Origin of the sequence: Gimesia sp., from assembly GCF_048260065.1 — a bacterium.
Lineage (GTDB): Bacteria > Planctomycetota > Planctomycetia > Planctomycetales > Planctomycetaceae > Gimesia.
Genome location: NZ_JBLXHC010000019.1, coordinates 62,457 through 81,244, shown reverse-complemented (window position 1 = coordinate 81,244; position 18,788 = coordinate 62,457). Strand labels below are relative to the sequence as shown.

The following is an 18,788-nucleotide window of genomic DNA, read 5'->3' as shown; positions in this document are numbered from 1 at the left end:
ATTTCTCATGTTGGAGAATTTGCCGGTCCACGCATAAATAATTGCATGGAACATAAGCATCTTCTTGAATCAGCACGCTGGCAAAAATTACGTTGGTTTGTTTTCGAGCGTGATGAGGGGCGGTGCGTGATCTGTGGCAATCCCGGTTCCGACACGCACCACTGGACTTACCAATGGGGTTTCTTCAATCCCGTAGCCGTTTCTTTTGTCTGCCGTCAATGTCATCAGATTTGGCAAGGAGAAAGTTCCGATCATCTTGCTGACGATCATGATCTGAAACCGAACCTTGTCAGAATTTCGGAGATCGCTCGGGCACTCGGAAGAAAATGCAGATAGACCGCCAACTTTTTTCGGAAGGTTGAAAATATTTTTGACGTAAAAAATAAATCTGCTAATATTTAATCCGCACATGCAAAAATACTTTGACTACCGCAAAACCACATCTCTCTTACTGGACGCTCCGCTATGAGCGTCTGTTTGCCTTATTCGGAAACAAGGTGAACCGCCTGTCAGCCCCACATACTGTGCTGGCATAATCCCAAAATCACGACTGCGTAGGATGCTGCGCAGACATACAAGGATGTAGTCGTTCCTGCCATTCTTGTTTTCATAATAGACTATTTTACAACAAGGTTCAGTTCGGATGCGACTTATGAAAAATATCATTTCCTGCTGCAATGCTGGCAAACGAGAGTATGGCGAGATGCACTGGTTTTGGGCTGTTTGGACAGAAGTAGATGACCATAACATGCCGAACGATCAAGAGCCAAAAGTCAGTGGATTCGCCAAATCCAAAGCCAAAGCTCGGCGAGCCGCATGGGATGCACTTGCTGCGATGGGACACCGCCGAGCCTGTTACAACGGTTGGGCCTTTCACTGGTTATTTTCGCAAAAAACAAAGGATGACCGACCATTGTTTTCTCGTTTTAGTCTCGGAAAGAATCGTTGGTTCTGGGTAGCAGGCAATTTTTTGGAAGAGCCAATTGCGAGTGGCTTTGCCGCTTCCCCTGATATTGCTCTAAGTGACGCCGAAATGAAGGTCGGTCCAGTTCAGAGAGACGGAAACTCTATGGCTCAAGCCCATTGGAAGAAGCAACGAGCTATCCAAAGATCAAAGAAACAGGCATCTAGTTCGACTGCATTGCCATTAGAGTTCGTCTATCAGTGTCATCAATGGTGGTCAGATTACGACAAATGTTATCATGACTCGATTTCGAAATACCGGATCGTGAAGCGGACCCAAAAACGCATTTATGTTGAAAGTACAGAATACGATAAATCCGTGGAATCGAGTGGAGAGTGGTGGGATTGGATCGAATCCACTTTCATCTTAGATCGTCGGGAGTTAGAGACGATTGGCAAGGCGAATCGATCATCAAAAGGATGGTGGTGGAATACTTATTATAGCTCACCAGAGGTCTACTATGCCGAATGTCGCAACAAGTCTCGTCCCGAATGCTTTGATATATTGGATCTTGAAGCAAGTGCAACTGAGAATCAGATCAAATCTGCATACCGTCGCCTCGCTAAATCAAATCATCCCGACAATGGTGGTGACGCCGAAGAATTTAAACGAGTGAGAAAGGCTTATGAGCAGGCGATGAATATAGGGAAAAGTATCTGCTGACCAATGTTGGTTTTCAGGGTTATGTGTTACCAGATAAATGTATTACAGAGACATTGTGAAGGGATTCAGAAAATGACGACAAGAAAAACATGCCCTGATTGTGGAGTGGCTGTGGGCAAGCCACATATCAACGAATGTGACATAGAACGCTGTTCTGTTTGCGGCAAGCAGCAGATTACGTGTGACTGCGAAGGCCACGATCCAGACCTATCTGCATGGAGAGGTGAGTGGCCGCCCGATGTCGGCAAGTCAAATGCCGATTATTGGATTACTGCCATTTATGAACGTAGAAGGCGGGAAGTGGCGCAGTACGAAGTAAGTCCACCCGAGTCCCCATGGACCGAGGGGGTGGAGCAAGATGTGATCTATCCTCAAGATTGCTACTTGCGTGCGTTGAAGTATTCAACAGATGTGCGACGTTATGGAAAAAGTCACCGACTTGTTCATGGTGAAACATTACTTGCTTTTGGCGGTCATGCTTGGGTCGAGTTACCCAATGGGCTAGTATTTGATGGTGTTTATCAGCGGTTCTATCGACGTGAGGACTACTATGGCGAAATGGCACGTGCGACACCGTGGTACATCTATGAGCCTGACGCCGCCGTAAGGTTGGACTCGTATTTGCAGACATCAATTGCCAAGTGGTGGATTACATTGGGGTTGCCCATGATTTCTAACAAGTCCCCGATTTACATAAACGAAGAGTACGTCTGCGAACTACTTCAAAAATACTATGCTAAGTCTAGCGAGGACGTACTCAAGACGATGCTGACATATGCTTTGCGAGACGTGGCAAGTGGATGTGGTATCGATGGGGCTCGGCGAATGAAGAAGAAGGATATCATTTCGGCCATCCTGCAAAGACAGCACTCCACTGCGTGAGAATCCCACTTTGATTAGATTAGCCTCGTTCCATCGACGCCAACTTCTCGCTTTGCAGCCTCAACCATGTACATCGACTGGCAGCCAGAACAATATAGATACCAGTCATAGTAATAGGTCTGGTCTGCCTTAACGGTTTTTTTCTTGGGGGTACGCTTCACGATGGGAGTGTTGCACTTTCGGCAAGGCTGACCTTCTTCGGTCATCTTCGTATTCATGCCCGGTGTATTCAACCTCGGCACTTCGCTTTTGCTTTCTTCGGCGGGCAGATATCCCGTGTCTTCCAAGAGATCAGTTTGATTGAGTGCTGCCTCTGCCAATTGGTCACAACGTTCATTGTCCTCGACGCCAGCATGACCTTTCACCCAAACGAACTCAACCTCGTGCTTCTCGTAGGCTGCAAGTAAACGCTCCCAAAGGTCTGGGTTCTTTGCAAGCTTGGATCGAGAGGCATTCATTGCCCAACCTTTCGCACGCCATTTGAAGGCTGACCCGCCCGTGATTGCTTCGACGATGTATTTGGAATCGCTGTGAAGAGTAACGTGACACCGCACTTTCAGAGCTTCGAGGGCAACAATCACTGCTATGAGTTCCATTCGATTATTCGTTGTAAGGCGATAACCACCGGAAAGCTCTTTGCAATGTTTGCCAAAACGAAGGACGACTCCGTAGCCTCCTCTACCCGGATTGGGAACAGCACCGCCATCAGAATAGATCGTGACTCTCTTCTCTTGATCGCTCATTAGTTGTCCACGTCTCAAACAAAATGTGCAACTCGAATTACAAGTGCTATTGAGCCAGTAGCACTCTGCTATCCGCTGAGGCTCGTTACTTCACGCTCAGCGGCTCTCCAATCATTGAGGTCATCCATGAATATCCACTGTTTTTCCTAATTTGAATGCATTGCTGTCACAACATCCCTCCGGGTCGCAAGTTTCCGGCGACAAACCTCTGGGATTTGCTTTAGTATACAGTTCTGAAGTGGATGTGGCTATGATTCTTTGGGAGCAGAATCACAGCTACAAACCACTGGCAACCAAAGTACGAGTGGATGAAGTCGGACAGAGAATGTTAGAGCGAATGAGAAGTAGAGAAACGGTGTGCTAATGAAGAAACAAATCCACGATTTTGACGACTACGCTGAATTCATGACAAAGCAGCTTCGCACGCTCCGTCATTTTGAAAGATGCTTGTTTTCTGTATGGTGTGCCGACCATTTGCTGACATCACATACCGATCTCCTCGAAGAAAATCTGTCAGAACCCGACCTTCGAACATTGCAGGAGATTGTGAACGATCTTTAGGATGCATTGTTGGGTGGTGTGATTCCTGAAAAGGATCAACTGAATGCTCTCGACATGGAATTCATGGGAAACAATGACGAATGGTCTGCTCCGATGAAAGACATTCATCCCATTGTATCTATCGTGAAGCAGAGCATCGGGATGTGCATTCTGTGTTGTCGCAGAAACGATGTCGGGTTGGCTCAGAAAATCGCACAGTTAGTGATTGACAGCCTTGAATGCACGCTCGAAGAAGACGATTCCAGTTATTCACCAGTGAGTCTGTTCGATCATCCGCAGATTAAACACGAACTTGAAATTCAGTTGGCGATGATTAAGCACTTGAAAGGCGAGTATGAATTGGATTCGAATCTGAGGATGATGTTTAGGTGAGGAGCATGTTGTGATCCACTACTTCCAGATACACAAAAGAAAAGCTCTATAATCACCGTAATCACGGCTGCCTCATTTTAGTATCTGACAGATGAGGAATATTACTTATACGCATTTTAAGTCCTTGAAGAATCGGCCAAAGGGGTAAGGGACTCAAGACATACTCGAATACCATCTAAATGTTTTTGGTCAAACCTGAGAATGTTGTCTTTTCCATCTCGTCCCTTTTGTCGATCACAAATGATGAAATCATCCTCGTGATCTTCCAGCAGGTAGCTAATTAAACGTTTTTGAGCTTCGATATCTTTATGAATGTATTGTTGATATATTTCGCTACAGACGGGACACAAAACCAATTTGAGATCTGTCATCACTGGTAGTTGAACACCAACATGATCCGCCCACCTTTTGGAAAGTAGATCAACATATTCAACAAACACTTCGTCCCTCTGATTTATAAAAGGCATTGTGTCACAACATATCTGGCAAAAGGGCTGATCTTCTTCTACATTAAAATAGTAATCCAGTAGAGCATGACCGTCATATTCAGATTTGGAATATGCACGTACAGACCGAGCTCTCTTAGTAGAATTCTTTGTTGGGGCCTTTTTCAAACGTTCGATATTTTTCTGGCGACGACGTTCAATATTTCCAGAGTCTGAATTTTCAACCGCTTGTCGATTTGCAGCTTCTCTATTCTTGTTTTCTTTGAACAGGTTAAACGCCTCTTTGTGTTTCTTGATAAAATCGGCATCCTCTAAAGTGATTCCTAATTTATTTGCAAGTTCTAGTTCACTACGTCTCTTTGCTTCTTTTTTTTGGCTACTGCGGCCAAATTCAACGTCACTAAGCCATCTCTGGCTTGGATCGTATCGAAATCCCTCTGGTAGCATTTCTGCGGATGCGTCCAAGGGTTTTACGAAGTTACCGCTTATTTGTGGAATCCAACTGGTATTTTTAAGTGTGTGAACCAATTGAGAAGGAGCAGATCGAGATCCGTTAGCTTCGTTTTTCTGATAACAGGCTACCAAATAATTCGGAGTGTCTGGTAACGAGTACATCGTCTTCCAAATTAAACTAGATATTTCAATTGATGGTGTTTCCAATACCTCACCTAAACCTTCAATTTTATAGTCTTCGTCAATACAAGAAGATGTACGACGCTTTCCGGCTACATTGGAAAGTTTATCATCCCATGATGGATTCCAAAAACATGGACTCTTTTCTGGAACCAAATGAATCGTTGCCCCAAGAGCTATTGCGAATTTGCCAATTCTCTCAGGATCGATTTCTAAGTTTAAGTAGCGGTTTGAAAGTGAATATTTACTAGATCGATATTCTTTTTTGAGTGATTCATAGAATGGTGCAAGGCCAGAATCATAAAAAGGAGTATCAAGATAAACCCACGATGGCCTTGCTCCTCTTCCTTCATCCGTTTCAAAGAGAAAATAATTCTTAAATAAGTGATTCTGTCTCGGATTCCCTTCTAAGAACTGAATGAATCTCTTTATGTCACCAGCTAATATATTATCGTCTATCTCATTTAAATATATATCATCATCTGTTTTATCAGGTTTGTATCGTTCATCGAGAATAGATTGAATTAAGTCAGACTCTCCAACTTCACGCACTCCGATTTCTTCAAGAAACTTTCTCGCTTTCTCTTGGTCCTTTTTCTTTTTACCAGAAGCATAAATGCTTTCTCTGGTCCGAGGAAACGTTATGTCGTTCTGATCTCCATCACTTGGGAAATATGATCCTGAACCGGTTCCTAAGGAACCATCATTCATCTTCACGATCAATAGTGAATCTAATTCCTCAAACCTATATTCATCTACTAATTCTGAATAAAGAAACGCATACATCGACTGTATCCACGCATCAGGTTTAGATTTTAACCAATCAAGTAATTCTTTATCTGGTTCTATCCAACTCTTGGAGACACTTATATTATGCTCTAACATTTGAACAAAATCATCAAATCCGATATATGAGATATCGAGCGATGAAAGGAAGTGACCTAAACGAGGATTATTTTGTGAAATGCCTATTACCCACTCCTGCCGATCATTCCCCATATTTAAATAATCTAATAAGAAATGGATGTCTTTTTTGGACAGTAGTTGCTTTAAAGATACACTACTCTGAATCAGGGTTTTCGCAGGCGCATAACTATCGTAATAGGTTGGAGTAAGCGACTTGTTCGTGAACTCAGAGACAAGCCGTTTTCTCAATGGGGCATAAAATGGTATTAAGTTGTCCTCTGGAACAGGAAGGACTCCCAAAAATTCTGGTGTAAGAAGCCCCAAATCTCGGATATCTGTCATTGATTTTGCGAGTAAATCAGCGAGGTGGTCTCTTAGATCTTCATTTACTTTACATTCACGAACACTGTCCCTTGCAACCGTAGAGGCGAATGGTGCATTTATGTGGAAACGAAGTCGTGATATCTCTTTTATGGCCGGGAAATAGATAGATACATTTCCATTTTCAAGGGGCGTAATTTCCCATGTTGAATTTGAGGTCTGAGTAGATGAATTCTTTTTATCTTTTGAGCGTCTCCTTTTTCTTTCCAGATGGAAAGCTATCGAGATATCGCATTCTTTTTGCCCGTAGTCTTTATCTGGGTCAGCGATTTCAACCTTTTCAATAAAACGCAGCCAGTTTGTTTTAGTTTTTAGGTGTTTATTATTTTGAGTATTTGATGTTCCAAGATCTGGATCATGGGGACGTGTTGACTGTATTTCTATTATTGAATCTGAATTACTCTTCCTATGCAAAGAACCTTTACTTCCATTCGGTAAGACGAACTCGATATTACTGATATGTTTAAGAAACAACAGTGTGATATCGGGCAACTCAAGCAACCTCCGTTTGATTTCTTCGACAGCTATACTTGGAAATTTATGAGGATGATCAAAGGGAAAAACAAACCGGGTGCGATCACCTACATTGATTCTTTTCACATTTGAAGTATCAGGAACAACTAAATCATGAATCCGAAAATGATGGTCCCCTGAATGTATTTCTGGATTTTTCGTGTATGCAAATACAGCCTTGAATCCGACTCCGAATTTCCCAATCGCAGTTGGATCATCTTTCTTGGTGCTCGTTCCGATGCTCGTGATTGATTCGAAATCTTTAAATGTAAATCTACGTTTTCCATCGTGTTCAACAACTAACTGGTCTGTTTGCAATTCAAAACTAACATAACTTGCTTCTACGTCTTCCGCATTTTGCAATAATTCATAAATGAAATGAGCATTCTCAGGATACAGTTCCGTGAGTAGATTATTTATGCCTTCGCTAAAATTATTTTCTTTATTGGCATCGACCCATCGTTGTCTACTTTTTGAGAGGTCACTCAGTAGTTTTTGCATTTCATCTGACTCTGTTGACATAACACTCACCTTAACTTATTCGTATTGTTCCCACTAAAACCTGCTCATACCTGATATCATGGTTCTCAACACTGCTGCTTAATTCAGCGGACCTTTCTTCATATTCCCGATTAGCCCGATTGATTTCAGCTTCTCTCATTCGTTGAATCTTCTTTTCAGTTGCAGACCGCAGGCGATCATTAAGCATCGCAATGCGACCTTCATAGCTGGCTTTCAGGCTCTGTCGTTTAAATTCTGCCAGCTTGATAACTTTCCTTCGATGGAAATCAAGGGCAACTTTCCAACAGTTATAGTGGAGTGATTCAAGAGTAGTCAGATCCATTTCTGAAATAACAGAATCAGAGTCTGTAGCAACCTGCATTAATTCAAAGAAATGACTGGAGATGCTTTCATTATCTGAAATGACTATAAGTTCCAGATCATGCCGTAAGCCAATGAAGTCCCACTGATAAATAGCAAAAGGGTAGACTCCTTCTGTAAACCTATTATCTGTAACAGAAAGGTGAATTTCAGGGTCCGTATGTGTGTCAAATGAAAAGGCCGCCTGACGTGTCAGTGGATGTACCGGACTCAATAACTGAACCGAACGGTCTTCATTGGCAGTTTCTCCATCAAATGTTATTGGTAAATGTGGTTCATTGCCTTTCAGCCATTTTTCCCAGTTCCGTTGTTGAATATCATTATTACTGGAGAAGACACGAGCGTCCTGTAGCATTTTCTTGCGTGCTTCTTCATTGATACGCAATGATTTGATTTCCGTTTTCCCAAGAATTGCCGCTGATTCGTTGATAGTTTCCAGATATGTACTGAGCATATTCTGAATTGCTTCCGGTTCCAGCCAATAACTCGTAGCATTATCAACATCCACTTTGAATCGATCTTTTAACGGTAGTGAGATTCCGAAGAACTCATGCTGTTTTTCTTCCAGCTTCTCCTCTTCGAGAAGCTGGCGTATTTCATTGTCTTCCAGTTGTCGCAGCCGTACCTGACGTTCGGCGGGAGTCAGTTCTGATTTAACAGCAATCTCATTTAACTCTTTTGTGATTTTTCCGAGTATGTCCTCGCTGGCACCCACAGCCTGCTCAAATATTCCAATACGCATTAAACAACGTTCATAAATATCAGCATCAACTGTCCCCGGTGTGATCATATTGTAAACGCTGACAAACTGGCTTTTTTGTCCGTTTCGATCAATACGTCCAATTCGCTGTTCAATTCGCATTGGGTTCCACGGTAGGTCATAATTGATGATGCAATCGCAGAACTGGTAGTCCAGACCTTCACACCCAACTTCGGAAAACAAAACCACGTCGAGAGCTTCTGGATCATCTTTAGGTCGCTCGAAACGGTGACGAACTGTTGTGCGTTCTTCATCAGGAACATTACCATGAACTAGACCGACTCGAATCCCGGCACTTAACAGCCCTTCTTTGAGGTAATGCAAAGTGTGTCGAAACGAGCTAAATATCATGATTCGGTGGTTAGGATATATCTGGGCTTCCTGCTTTTGGTTTACAAGTTGAATCACTTTCTCTAGCTTGGGGTCTTTCTTGTCCAGATTATTCGCCATAGCAATAACTGATTGGATTCTTTCAGCGATAGAATTCAAATCACCTGATTCGATCCCAAAATCTTCGATGTCTACTTCTGAGAGTTCCTCTTCACAGATATGTCGTGACAGAATGTCTTTGATATACGGTGCAAGCCCATACAAGCAACTGGCTGCCTGACGGCGAATCGTGGACATCATGAAGTTGACACTTCTTGAACCGTGCAAATCTGCAAGAATATCTGACTGTACTTTCAAAAGAGCATCATGCAAAGTGTTTTGAGAATCAGTAAAAGGGACTTCTACTGTGTGGGATTGTCGTATCGTAAATTCACCAATATCACGTCGGCGAGTACGATTGATAATCCCTGAAAACGTATGCAGGTTTTCAAGTTGATCGATAATTATGATCCTCTCCTGTTCCGAGGCATCAGGAGAGGATAGCTTATCGGTGATTTCATCCACTTCCGGGTTGTTGGTGAGCATTGAAGCCCCCCAAGAGGTCGACTGTGCCTTTTTCAGGCTTTCCAACGCCTTGGATTGCCATTCAACAGATGCACTACGGGCATGTCTCACCGCTTCATTGATCATGGGATTCGGCTCTGACATGTGATCGAAACTATCCCGATCAATCACTACATCTGGTCTCAACAATTTTAATAGTGAAAAGAGGTCACAATTGCCAAGCTGGAGGGGAGTGGCAGTCAAAAATATGACAGCTTCTGCGTTATCGCAGAAATATTTAACAGCCTCGTGACCATAAGTAGTGGGGTTCGAGATCCGGTGGGCTTCGTCCACAATAACAAGGTCAAAATGAGGGGCAGGATCGAGATCCAGTAAGCAAGGCTTCTTTGAATTCTTGCCTGTTTTAGTACCAGTGATAATTTCTTCATTTAGTATTGAATAGGGAATGATTCCAAACTGGTGTCTTTCAGGCCATTCTCCATCAAGATCGCATTCGGAAATGCAGTGACGAAGCATTTTCCCGTCGAAATGTTCGAAGTTCTGATCGAACCGCTTCATTTCTGTCTGCCACTTCTTTTCAGAAAGGAGTGGTCGGGGACATATGATTAATACTGAGTTGATTTCCTGTCGAGCCTGTAATTCACGTAAAATCAGTCCTGCTTCTATGGTCTTTCCAACACCAACACCATCTGCGATCAGCAGGCGGGGGCGGTCAGCTCGAAGAAATCGGAGCACGGGGCGGTATTGATACGGAACAAAATCAATGCGAGCAGCATTTAATGAATAGAGTGTTGATGTGCTTGGGTGATTGATTAAGCGGGCTGTGAGAAGTGCCTGACATTCTGTTGCTGACAGAACCTGCTTGATTTGACTGGGTTCGTCATCAGCAATCAGTTGTGAGGTGAAATAGCTGGAAGCTTTTCCATCAATCAGAACAGTATATTGATATTCCGGGTCTGTCTCTTTTACTTCTACAACTGCACCGATTTTATCTGGCTGAGATTTCAGGCGAACGATTTGGCCCAGATGGTATGGTTGTGAGTCCGGCATTTATAACATTTCTTGGGATTATGAATTCCTCAGAGCCACACAAACTTGCATTCTGAGTCATCTGGTATATTCACTGGTATAGTATTACTGATTATCAAACTGGGCTCTAATCTCCGAAATATGTTTTCTGTGATCACGTTCCTTCTTCTTCAAAACATGATCAACGGGGAAACCACGATTTCTAAGAAATTCTGCCTTTTCATCTTTCAGCTTTTGTGATCCAGATTTAAGAATACAATCAACGACGTATTCTTTTGCGTTTAATTCAGTTTCATCTTCACCCGATTTAAAATATGCCAGAACATTTCTAATCGATTCAAGCATATCATTCAGGCGATAGAGCTCTTTCAATGTCTTTCGAGACTGGTCGGCTGTTTTTGCTGATTCCGCAACTGATCTTATTTTGATGTCGATTTCCTTCCCCCATTGCTCTTCGTCAAAACGTTTACTGGCTTCTTTTGCAGAATTGTAACCCTGATGGACAACCACAAGGTTAGCATGTGACTCTGAATATTCATCAAACCAGATACTGCCGTTTTTCGCTTTTCTACGTCGGGGGATTTTAAGCAATAATTCGATTTCCGCTTCCAGTAATTGTTTGTATGCCGATACTTCTGATATCTGCACATCAAAATAAGCTAATTCCCGAGCAAGATTCTGGACAACGCATTCTTCTGAGAGAAGTCTCTTGAGATTTGATACCGTGTCTGGAGAGTCCTTAGACCAAATTGAAACTACGAATCCACATCGCAGTCCATCTCTTTTCATTTTCTCTTCTTCGGGGCTAAGATAAGAAACCACATTCAGCTTCGGCAGGTTCATTTTGATCATTCGTTTGGAGTAGGCATAAGGTGAAGCAATTTCATTATGCTGGTGAATATCGTTTGGCCGAAGCATGTTCCACGAATATGGTTTAATCCAGTTCAGATATTTACGAAAAACACTATCAGAGAAATTAGCCACTCTTTGATCTTCGTTTGTGCGTAGCTCAACGAGGGCATCATGTGGATTTGCATTTCGTTCTTCTAAATCCCAGTCATTTCGAATTTCATAAAGAAGCTGCACGAATTCATCAAATTCAGGGAGATGCTCCTTAGGAATACGAAAGATTAAATCAATATCGTTTGGATTTCGTTTACCCCGGAAGAAACTACCAAAACCAAGAATTTCCAGTGGATGGTAAGGAAGTTCTCCAGTGTTTGCCCATTCGCCAAGAGTAACGAGACGATCAAATAGAGTTTTTTGACGTTTCGTGAGTTCCAAGATGACTCCTGTTTAAATAGGTATTATTCGATACAGTAACACTCAAAAACGATTCAAAAATATGATGTGGGAGGAGGAGTTGTAGGAGATGGGGTAGTGGGTGACGGGGGTATCAGATCATTGAACTGATCTTCATTGATGACAACACCATCACCTTCTATATCATCCACAACGAACCATGTTCCATTCCCCCAAAAGGGATCTTTAAATACACGTAATTCAGCTCGTTTTGTCAGTCTCTCCAAAAGCCATACGCAGCTAATTCTATCAGGCTCAGTTTTAAGCCATGCAGGAATAACTGGAATACCTTCATAATTACAACAGGATATGTTCCTTTTTTCTTTGCGACCGAAATGGTCGGTGATTCGGAAAGTACAGATCTTTTTCGAAATTTTATCAGCTATTACATTGAGACCTTCATTAGTTGAAAGTCCATATCTGCCTGCCAAGAGAAGGACATGCTTTTTTACATCCTCTGCAGTTACTTTATGCCAAATTGGGAGAATGCGATCATTACCGGTGGTCTCTAAAGTAATCAGTCCATCAAGTTCACGCTTTGGCCAATATTTTTCAAAGAAATGTTGGCTTAAAACTACAAGACCATATCTGCTGTTTCTCAATCCGTTCTCGATAGTTTCTCTAAGGTTGTCACCAATTTCAAATTCAAATTCGTCATACCACACATTCACATTATTCGCAGAAAATATATTTGCCAATGGACGTACGATTTCATCTTTATCTTCACTCGCATGGCTTATGAATAAATCCCAATCCATACCAATATCCTTCCTTAATTACACTGTTGCTGAACTGGATTCATACATTACTCGATTGCAGCTATGGACGGTTATGTATACTATCTGTACTAAATTAAATTTACCCTGCAATAAAGAGAAAGTACACACTTGAGTAGCGGGTATTCTCACAGCGAAATAAAGATCTTTGGTTGATATGAATGGATGAAGAACTGGCGGAAGATTTAGACGATCCTGAATCGATGGAAAACATCGATTTTGAACCTGCCAGATTCAGTTCAGATCTGGGATTACCATCTGTAGATGCCTCGATTCTGGATGACGCCAGTTATGCTGTCAGACAGGAGTTCCGAAACGAAGCAAAATGGAAAAGGCTTAATTGCAAAGAGATCAGCGTCCTTTCCGAGCAGGGGCGGGGAACAGTTTACGCTATTCACTTGGATGTTTCGTTTGAGTCTGATTGGACGTGGGAGGGGGCCTTTGCTTTTCGGCCCCAATCACTTGAGGACAATGAAGATTCTCCTAATTCCTACCATGAGAATATCGCTCACGAAAACGAAGCTCTCTGGTCTGGTGAAATCGTAGAAGTCGATGAACAAAATAACTGTCTATTCATCACACTGGAAGACTCTGAGAATCCTCCACAAACAGGAGCTTTCTTTGTTCGACCTTTCGAATTTCTTTCAGTTCTCGATGCAGTCTATAACGAACCGGCATTTGAAGAAGTCAGAACTGAGTTACCAGCCAGATTAGAAGCATCTAAAGGTAATATTCATCCACAGATTGCAGAAACATGTTCAGAAGGACTTCCACATTTAACCAACTTATGGAAGCACTCTTGGAGTATTTTGTGGGGGCCTCCGGGGACAGGTAAGACATACACCACTGGATTGCAAATCGCATCAATATTGGATGATCAAACAGAACGTATTCTTGTTGTTTCAACCACCAACAGAGCAACTGATGCAGTCGCTCTCTCGATTGGAGATGCAACAAGAACAATTGATACATCTTACTTGGAGAATGGAGAGATACTTCGAATTGGCAAGGGGGCTTCTGCCCAGCGGTTCAAAGCAAATCATCTGGAAGAATTGTTGGAAGGTACTGAGTCTGAATTGCTTTCAAAAATTGAAAGCCTGACACATGATCTTAAATCAACTGAATCCTCAGATGATAAAGCATTTGCCAGAAAGAAAATCTCAGAACTGCGGTCGAAAACGAACGATCAGAGTAAACTCATTTTTTTCGATCCAGATGTACGTGTTGTAATTTCAACGGCTTTTAAAGCAATGAGTTTTCTGAATGATTCCACAATCAGGAAATTGATTGAAAATGGTGACGCACCATTCACAACAATCTTCATTGATGAAGCTGGGTTAATTTCCCGTACTGCGGTTGCTGCATTGTCTTTGCTCGCAGCAAAACGAGTTGTTTTAGTCGGTGATTCGAAGCAACTAGCCCCAATCAGTCGCATCACTCGAATACTGACAACTCGGCAGCAAACATGGTTGGCCAGCAGTGGTCTGAGTCATCTGGATGAAATTGAAGAAACTCCATCAGCAGTTCATGTCCTGTCCGAACAGCGAAGAATGCATCCAGACGTATGCAAAATCGTTTCGAATTATCAGTATGATGGCTTTTTGAAAACTGCAAAGGAGACGATAGACCGGGAATCGACCCTGCCAACATTTATTTCAGATTACTCCAGAGCAATCTGGTATGTGCTTGATGAAGAAGATTCAGATCTTGTATCGATTCGTGCAAAGAGAGGTCAGGGTAACAATAGCTGGATGAGATCCATCACTCCTGACATTTTACAAAAGTTGTTTTCAGAAAGTTCTGTAAGACAATCAAAAGGATTGTTTATTTCTCCATTCAAGGCACAGGCTCAATCCATTTCGAAGCGATTTTCTAATTGGGATCTTCCTAACTGGGAAGCTTCAACGGTTCATAGTCAGCAGGGTTCTGAGGCCGATATCGTAATATTCGATACAGTCAATGCCAGTAGTTACAGTTGGCCATTTGAAGAATGGAAAAGGCTTACGAACGTGGCTCTGAGCCGAGCCAGAGAAGCTGTCATCGTTCTGGCCAGCCGTAGTGAAATGGAAGAACCCTATCTGAAATCACTTACTGCGGAATTGACTCCAAGCATACTGGTCCAGCAAGGTGCTACTGTTCGCTGGCAAAAGGTCGATCTCAAAGGGGGCAATACTCATAATTCTGGTCATGATCCATCAAAACAAAAAGAGAAGAGAGCCGATAATTCGCTTGGGGGCCAAATAGCCAACCGGCAGTCGATGAAACCGATTCTATCCGAGGAGCAACAACGGCTCACAAACTTAAAACTGGATGGGAAGCCTCGTCTTGTACGTGGAGTTGCGGGAAGTGGAAAATCCATTGTCCTTTGCAACTGGCTTGCTAAAACAGTTAAGCGTATGACCGACACGAAAGATTTCCATGTATGGGCAGTTTATGCAAATAGATCTTTGCATAAACTGCTGCGGGAGTCAGTCGAATCGGCATGGAGTTCAATGTCTGATGGCGAATTATTTGATGAGGGTGACTTTCCGTGGGAATCAGTATCTCTCTTGCACATTAAAGATGTTCTCACTGAAATTCTCCCGATTGCATCATTAACCATGAATCGATTCGAGTTCGATTATGACCGAGCAGCGGAAGAGTTTCTGAATTGTCATGATCAATCCGAAATGCTCCCACGCTGTTCAGCCTTATTTATTGATGAGGCTCAAGATATGGGGCCTTCCACATTGAAGCTGTTGCTTTCGCTGGTCGAACAAACTGATTTGGAAGATCCCAACAGTCGTTCCGCCCACATCTTTTACGATAATGCCCAGAATATTTATGGTCGTAAAACACCAAAATGGACAGAGTTCGGTCTGGATATGCGTGGTCGTTCCACAATCATGCGTGAGAGTTTCCGCTCAACGACGCCAGTAACAGAACTTGCTATAAACATTCTCAATCAACTCACGCCAAAGGACAAAAGACAGGACCAGCAGGAGTTGATCGAGATGGGATTGGTTGAACGAACTCAAAATGGACCTGAAGAATGGTTGAAAATCAGATACAACCAGATCAGTGGACCTAATCCAATCTTTCATTCGTTCGATGATAGACAGACTGAATTGGACGCCATTTTCAGACATTTAAAACACTTAATCACAGAAGAGAAAATCTCACCATGTGATATCTGCCTGATTTATAATTCAAATTCTGCCGTCCAGCTTCTTGAATCTAAATTAGGACCACTATTGTCTAAGATCAATGTGGAATTATCAGTTCAGACAAACCGAGCTTTTGAAAGGCGACCTAATACGCTGATCGTGACAACTTCACATTCATATAAGGGGTATGAATCGGAAGTTGTCTTGATTCCGTGTGTGGATCAGTATGTGACTGGAGATGGGCAAATCCTTGCCAACAATTTGTATGTGGCAATGACACGTGCCAGATCACTTTTAGCAATCTATGGAGTGAATGGAAACTATGATCCATCACAAATATTGATGAAAGCGATTGGGAGATGCGTTGAGGTTCAATCAGGTTAAGAATACTTCTTGGTTAGAGAAATTTATTATAAAATCATCTCGAAACATTTCCCCAATGGATCTGTTTAGTTTCCGAATCGGGTAGTGTGGCTAAAAAGTAATATCAATTCAAAGATTGTTTTACATGTGAGGTTGTGACTCTGTTTATTCATTGTGATCATCCAGAGCTTTGATGTACCGTACCGCTGATCTCTGGACAGCCGCTTTTCCATCTGTGGTAACAATCTTTCCCCAGAAGGCTCCATAGATGCGAGAGAAACTGAACGGTTCGACGGTGTCAGCAATTCGCCGAACTACTGATGCTGGCAAAGGGATGAAGTTGGGATAGGAGTACATGAAACTCACCCAGCGTCGATCCTGAACAACTTGCAAAATATCGCCGGTGAGAAGCACTCCCTCTCTAGTTGCACCCTCGGACCAGTGCAGGACCGTACCGCCGTCAAAGTGTCCACCGCACCGAATCAATGTCAGGTCATCACTGATCTCCTTCGTTTCACCATCCCAAAACTGAACGGCTGGATCGGACCGCATCACCCACTCCCGGTCGTCCTCGTGCAGATAGATCGGGCAATCAAATGCTCGGCTCCATTCCACCATGCTCGTGTAGTAGTGCGGATGTGAAATGGCAATGGCTGAGATACCACCGATGCCTTTCACCATTTGAATGAGGCCATCATCGATGAGCGGGATGCAGTCCCAGAGGATGTTTCCTTCGGGACGAACAATGAGCAATGCCCGCTGACCAATTGCAAAGGCTGGTTCCATCCCGATCCCATAGAGACCAAATTCTTTGAGCCTGATGACGTTTCGATGCGACTCTCGAAGATCTGGGAGAGTCGTCCATTGCTGTCCTTGCCAGCCAACGTACTGCCGCTCATCAGTACAAATCTTACATTCGGGAGGTGGCTGATCCATCTCATTGAACTGCGTCCCGCAGGTTGTGCAGATGAAGTTGGACATTTTGTTCATTTTTCATTGGTTTATCTACGAATTGGTATTTCGCATAAGATATGCGGCTTCCTACTTGGGCTTTTCTCTCTCGAATGTTGCAAGAAATATTTCATTACCGGGCGTAGAAGTGAACTCAGTAGGACGATCTTTTCCCGCTGAGGCAAAACACAACTTTCGAGTTTTCTCTCCAAGTATGTATATTCCGTTGAACCGCTTACCCTCGCCATGACCTTTACTTGGTATGAAAACGATGGTTTTGGGTTTCTGTGTTGGATCAATGGTGCTCGTTCCCTTGATGACTTCATTGCCCTTTGAGCGAAGACTCCATGTGCCATCAGTACTATTAACCACCGTAAAGTTCTTGATGTACTCTTCGTTAATCTTAGTGCCATTGATTTCGTAGGAGACGAGCCTCCATGTCCCTTCCAGCATCTTGCGATCATTCTTGATTGCTTCATCCTTGGCATCGTCTGCTGTAGCATTCGAACCAAACAACGTGAGCATTGCTAAAGCTCCGACTAACATGAATCCGAAATGAGAACGTGACACAATATCTCCCCTTAAAGATGACCAGATTGGTAGTCGCCGCATTTATGACGAAAGTTGATTTTAGCCGACCAGAAAGTTACGTACAACTATTTTAATTATGAGAGGGGCTAAAGTCCGAACTGCTCTCGAATTATCGTTACTAATCTGGCAACCCACGACACTCCTTCTATGAGTTCCGTTTCAGACCGGATTCTGTACTTGAGCGAGTCGGGAGGTTGATATTGTAATCGATGTGGATGTCAGCAATCACCCTTGTCGTCGTATTTGCCCAACCCACTGAGCCAGTTCCTTCAGGTCGTCCACATCCATCCCAGCAACAAGTTCTTGTCGGTGGCTGTCGTGAACGGCAAGAATGTGATCTTCATGGAAGATGATCTCGTCACCTTGCTTCAGTCCGTGCAGTCGGGTTTCGATCAATGGATTATCCACAGCACCACGGAACAAGCTTCCCGACCTTTCTTCCACTCGAACCCAAAAATCCTCACCCCACCCACGAGATGGGACATTCTGTATTGGTAGCGGTATCAATGATGCAGGATGGTCGTGCTTTAAAATCGGCTTCGACATTTCACCATTACATGATGGGCAGGAACATTTCTCAAGAGAGTCCTCGTGAACGGAGAACCTTGAAGAGTCGATCCTGAGTTCAACAAACTGGCTGGGGTTTACATGTCGCTTGATAACATCGGGCGGGATATGGAAATTCTCTGGATTCTCGGCGTGCATTGCGACTCCATTCACCAACTCGTAATCGTTGGAGAAGTGCTGGGAGTCAAGTTGTTGTTGAAGAGTTGTCATTCAGTATTCTTAACTTTGATCCTCTCCGTCTGACGATTGTATCTCTTTCAACTGAGTCTCGATGTCGGTAAGCCGCCCTGAAATCTGCTGAAGGTACGCAATAATCATTGCGTGTGTGAATTGTGCGTCGATTCCCACTGGCGATTCAGGGAGACTTATATGTTTGATGATGTCGGCGTAATCATCCTTGGTTTTCGATATTGGGTCTGTTTTCATTCTGTAACTCCTTTGTTGATTTAGGCACGACTCATTT

At 43.1% G+C, this 18,788-nt stretch carries 12 protein-coding genes and 1 pseudogene; 4 read left to right on the top strand and 9 right to left on the bottom strand.

Annotated elements, in window-relative coordinates:
* Positions 1-87: 87 nt before the first annotated feature.
* Positions 88-411 (bottom strand): hypothetical protein, encoded by a 324-nt coding sequence (locus ACN0YN_RS26585; RefSeq protein WP_145192949.1) that lies wholly within the window; start codon positions 409-411, stop codon positions 88-90.
* Positions 412-652: 241 nt separating this feature from the next.
* Here ACN0YN_RS26585 and ACN0YN_RS26580 point away from each other — a divergent pair, with 241 nt between their 5' ends.
* Both ACN0YN_RS26580 and ACN0YN_RS26575 read left to right on the top strand, forming a co-directional pair.
* A complete protein-coding gene (locus ACN0YN_RS26580) occupies positions 653-1,627 on the top strand; it encodes a J domain-containing protein (RefSeq protein WP_197996873.1) in 975 nt (324 codons plus the stop codon).
* A gap of 72 nt (positions 1,628-1,699) precedes the next feature.
* Positions 1,700-2,509 (top strand): Rho termination factor N-terminal domain-containing protein, encoded by an 810-nt coding sequence (locus ACN0YN_RS26575; protein WP_197996874.1) that lies wholly within the window; start codon positions 1,700-1,702, stop codon positions 2,507-2,509.
* Positions 2,510-2,778: 269 nt separating this feature from the next.
* Here the strand turns inward: ACN0YN_RS26575 and rnhA are convergent.
* A pseudogene (rnhA, locus tag ACN0YN_RS26570) lies at positions 2,779-3,252 on the bottom strand (ribonuclease HI); the annotation flags it as partial.
* A 570-nt stretch (positions 3,253-3,822) separates the two neighbouring features.
* Between rnhA and ACN0YN_RS26565 the strand changes: the two are divergent.
* Positions 3,823-4,185 (top strand): hypothetical protein, encoded by a 363-nt coding sequence (locus ACN0YN_RS26565; RefSeq protein ID WP_145192956.1) that lies wholly within the window; start codon positions 3,823-3,825, stop codon positions 4,183-4,185.
* 116 nt (positions 4,186-4,301) lie between these two features.
* Here the strand turns inward: ACN0YN_RS26565 and ACN0YN_RS26560 are convergent, their stop codons facing one another.
* The 4 genes from ACN0YN_RS26560 to ACN0YN_RS26545 all read right to left on the bottom strand — a co-directional run bounded on the left by ACN0YN_RS26560 (position 4,302) and on the right by ACN0YN_RS26545 (position 12,689).
* On the bottom strand, positions 4,302-7,586 hold the full coding sequence (locus ACN0YN_RS26560) for a sacsin N-terminal ATP-binding-like domain-containing protein (RefSeq protein ID WP_145192958.1): 3,285 nt from the start codon (positions 7,584-7,586) through the stop codon (positions 4,302-4,304).
* A 10-nt stretch (positions 7,587-7,596) separates the two neighbouring features.
* Positions 7,597-10,650 carry a DEAD/DEAH box helicase gene (locus ACN0YN_RS26555; RefSeq protein WP_145192960.1) on the bottom strand — a complete coding sequence of 1,018 codons (3,054 nt, stop codon included), beginning with the start codon at positions 10,648-10,650 and terminating at the stop codon, positions 7,597-7,599.
* An 84-nt stretch (positions 10,651-10,734) separates the two neighbouring features.
* Positions 10,735-11,913, bottom strand: coding sequence for a hypothetical protein (locus ACN0YN_RS26550; protein WP_145192961.1), 1,179 nt, complete (start codon positions 11,911-11,913; stop codon positions 10,735-10,737).
* Between the two features lie 53 nt (positions 11,914-11,966).
* A complete protein-coding gene (locus ACN0YN_RS26545; protein ID WP_145192963.1) occupies positions 11,967-12,689 on the bottom strand; it encodes a toll/interleukin-1 receptor domain-containing protein in 723 nt (240 codons plus the stop codon).
* Positions 12,690-12,868: 179 nt separating this feature from the next.
* On the opposite strand from ACN0YN_RS26545, the gene ACN0YN_RS26540 reads away from it, so the two are divergent.
* Positions 12,869-16,237 carry an AAA domain-containing protein gene (locus tag ACN0YN_RS26540; protein ID WP_145192965.1) on the top strand — a complete coding sequence of 1,123 codons (3,369 nt, stop codon included), beginning with the start codon at positions 12,869-12,871 and terminating at the stop codon, positions 16,235-16,237.
* 144 nt (positions 16,238-16,381) lie between these two features.
* Here the strand turns inward: ACN0YN_RS26540 and ACN0YN_RS26535 are convergent, their stop codons facing one another.
* The 3 genes from ACN0YN_RS26535 to ACN0YN_RS26525 all read right to left on the bottom strand — a co-directional run bounded on the left by ACN0YN_RS26535 (position 16,382) and on the right by ACN0YN_RS26525 (position 18,535).
* Positions 16,382-17,197: an MBL fold metallo-hydrolase gene (locus ACN0YN_RS26535; RefSeq protein WP_145192967.1), complete on the bottom strand. Its 816-nt coding sequence runs from the start codon at positions 17,195-17,197 to the stop codon at positions 16,382-16,384.
* 60 nt (positions 17,198-17,257) lie between these two features.
* Positions 17,258-17,737, bottom strand: a complete 480-nt coding sequence (locus tag ACN0YN_RS26530; protein WP_145192969.1) for a TIGR03067 domain-containing protein — start codon at positions 17,735-17,737, stop codon at positions 17,258-17,260.
* A gap of 246 nt (positions 17,738-17,983) precedes the next feature.
* Positions 17,984-18,535, bottom strand: a complete 552-nt coding sequence (locus ACN0YN_RS26525) for a hypothetical protein (protein WP_145192971.1) — start codon at positions 18,533-18,535, stop codon at positions 17,984-17,986.
* Positions 18,536-18,788 lie beyond the last annotated feature (253 nt).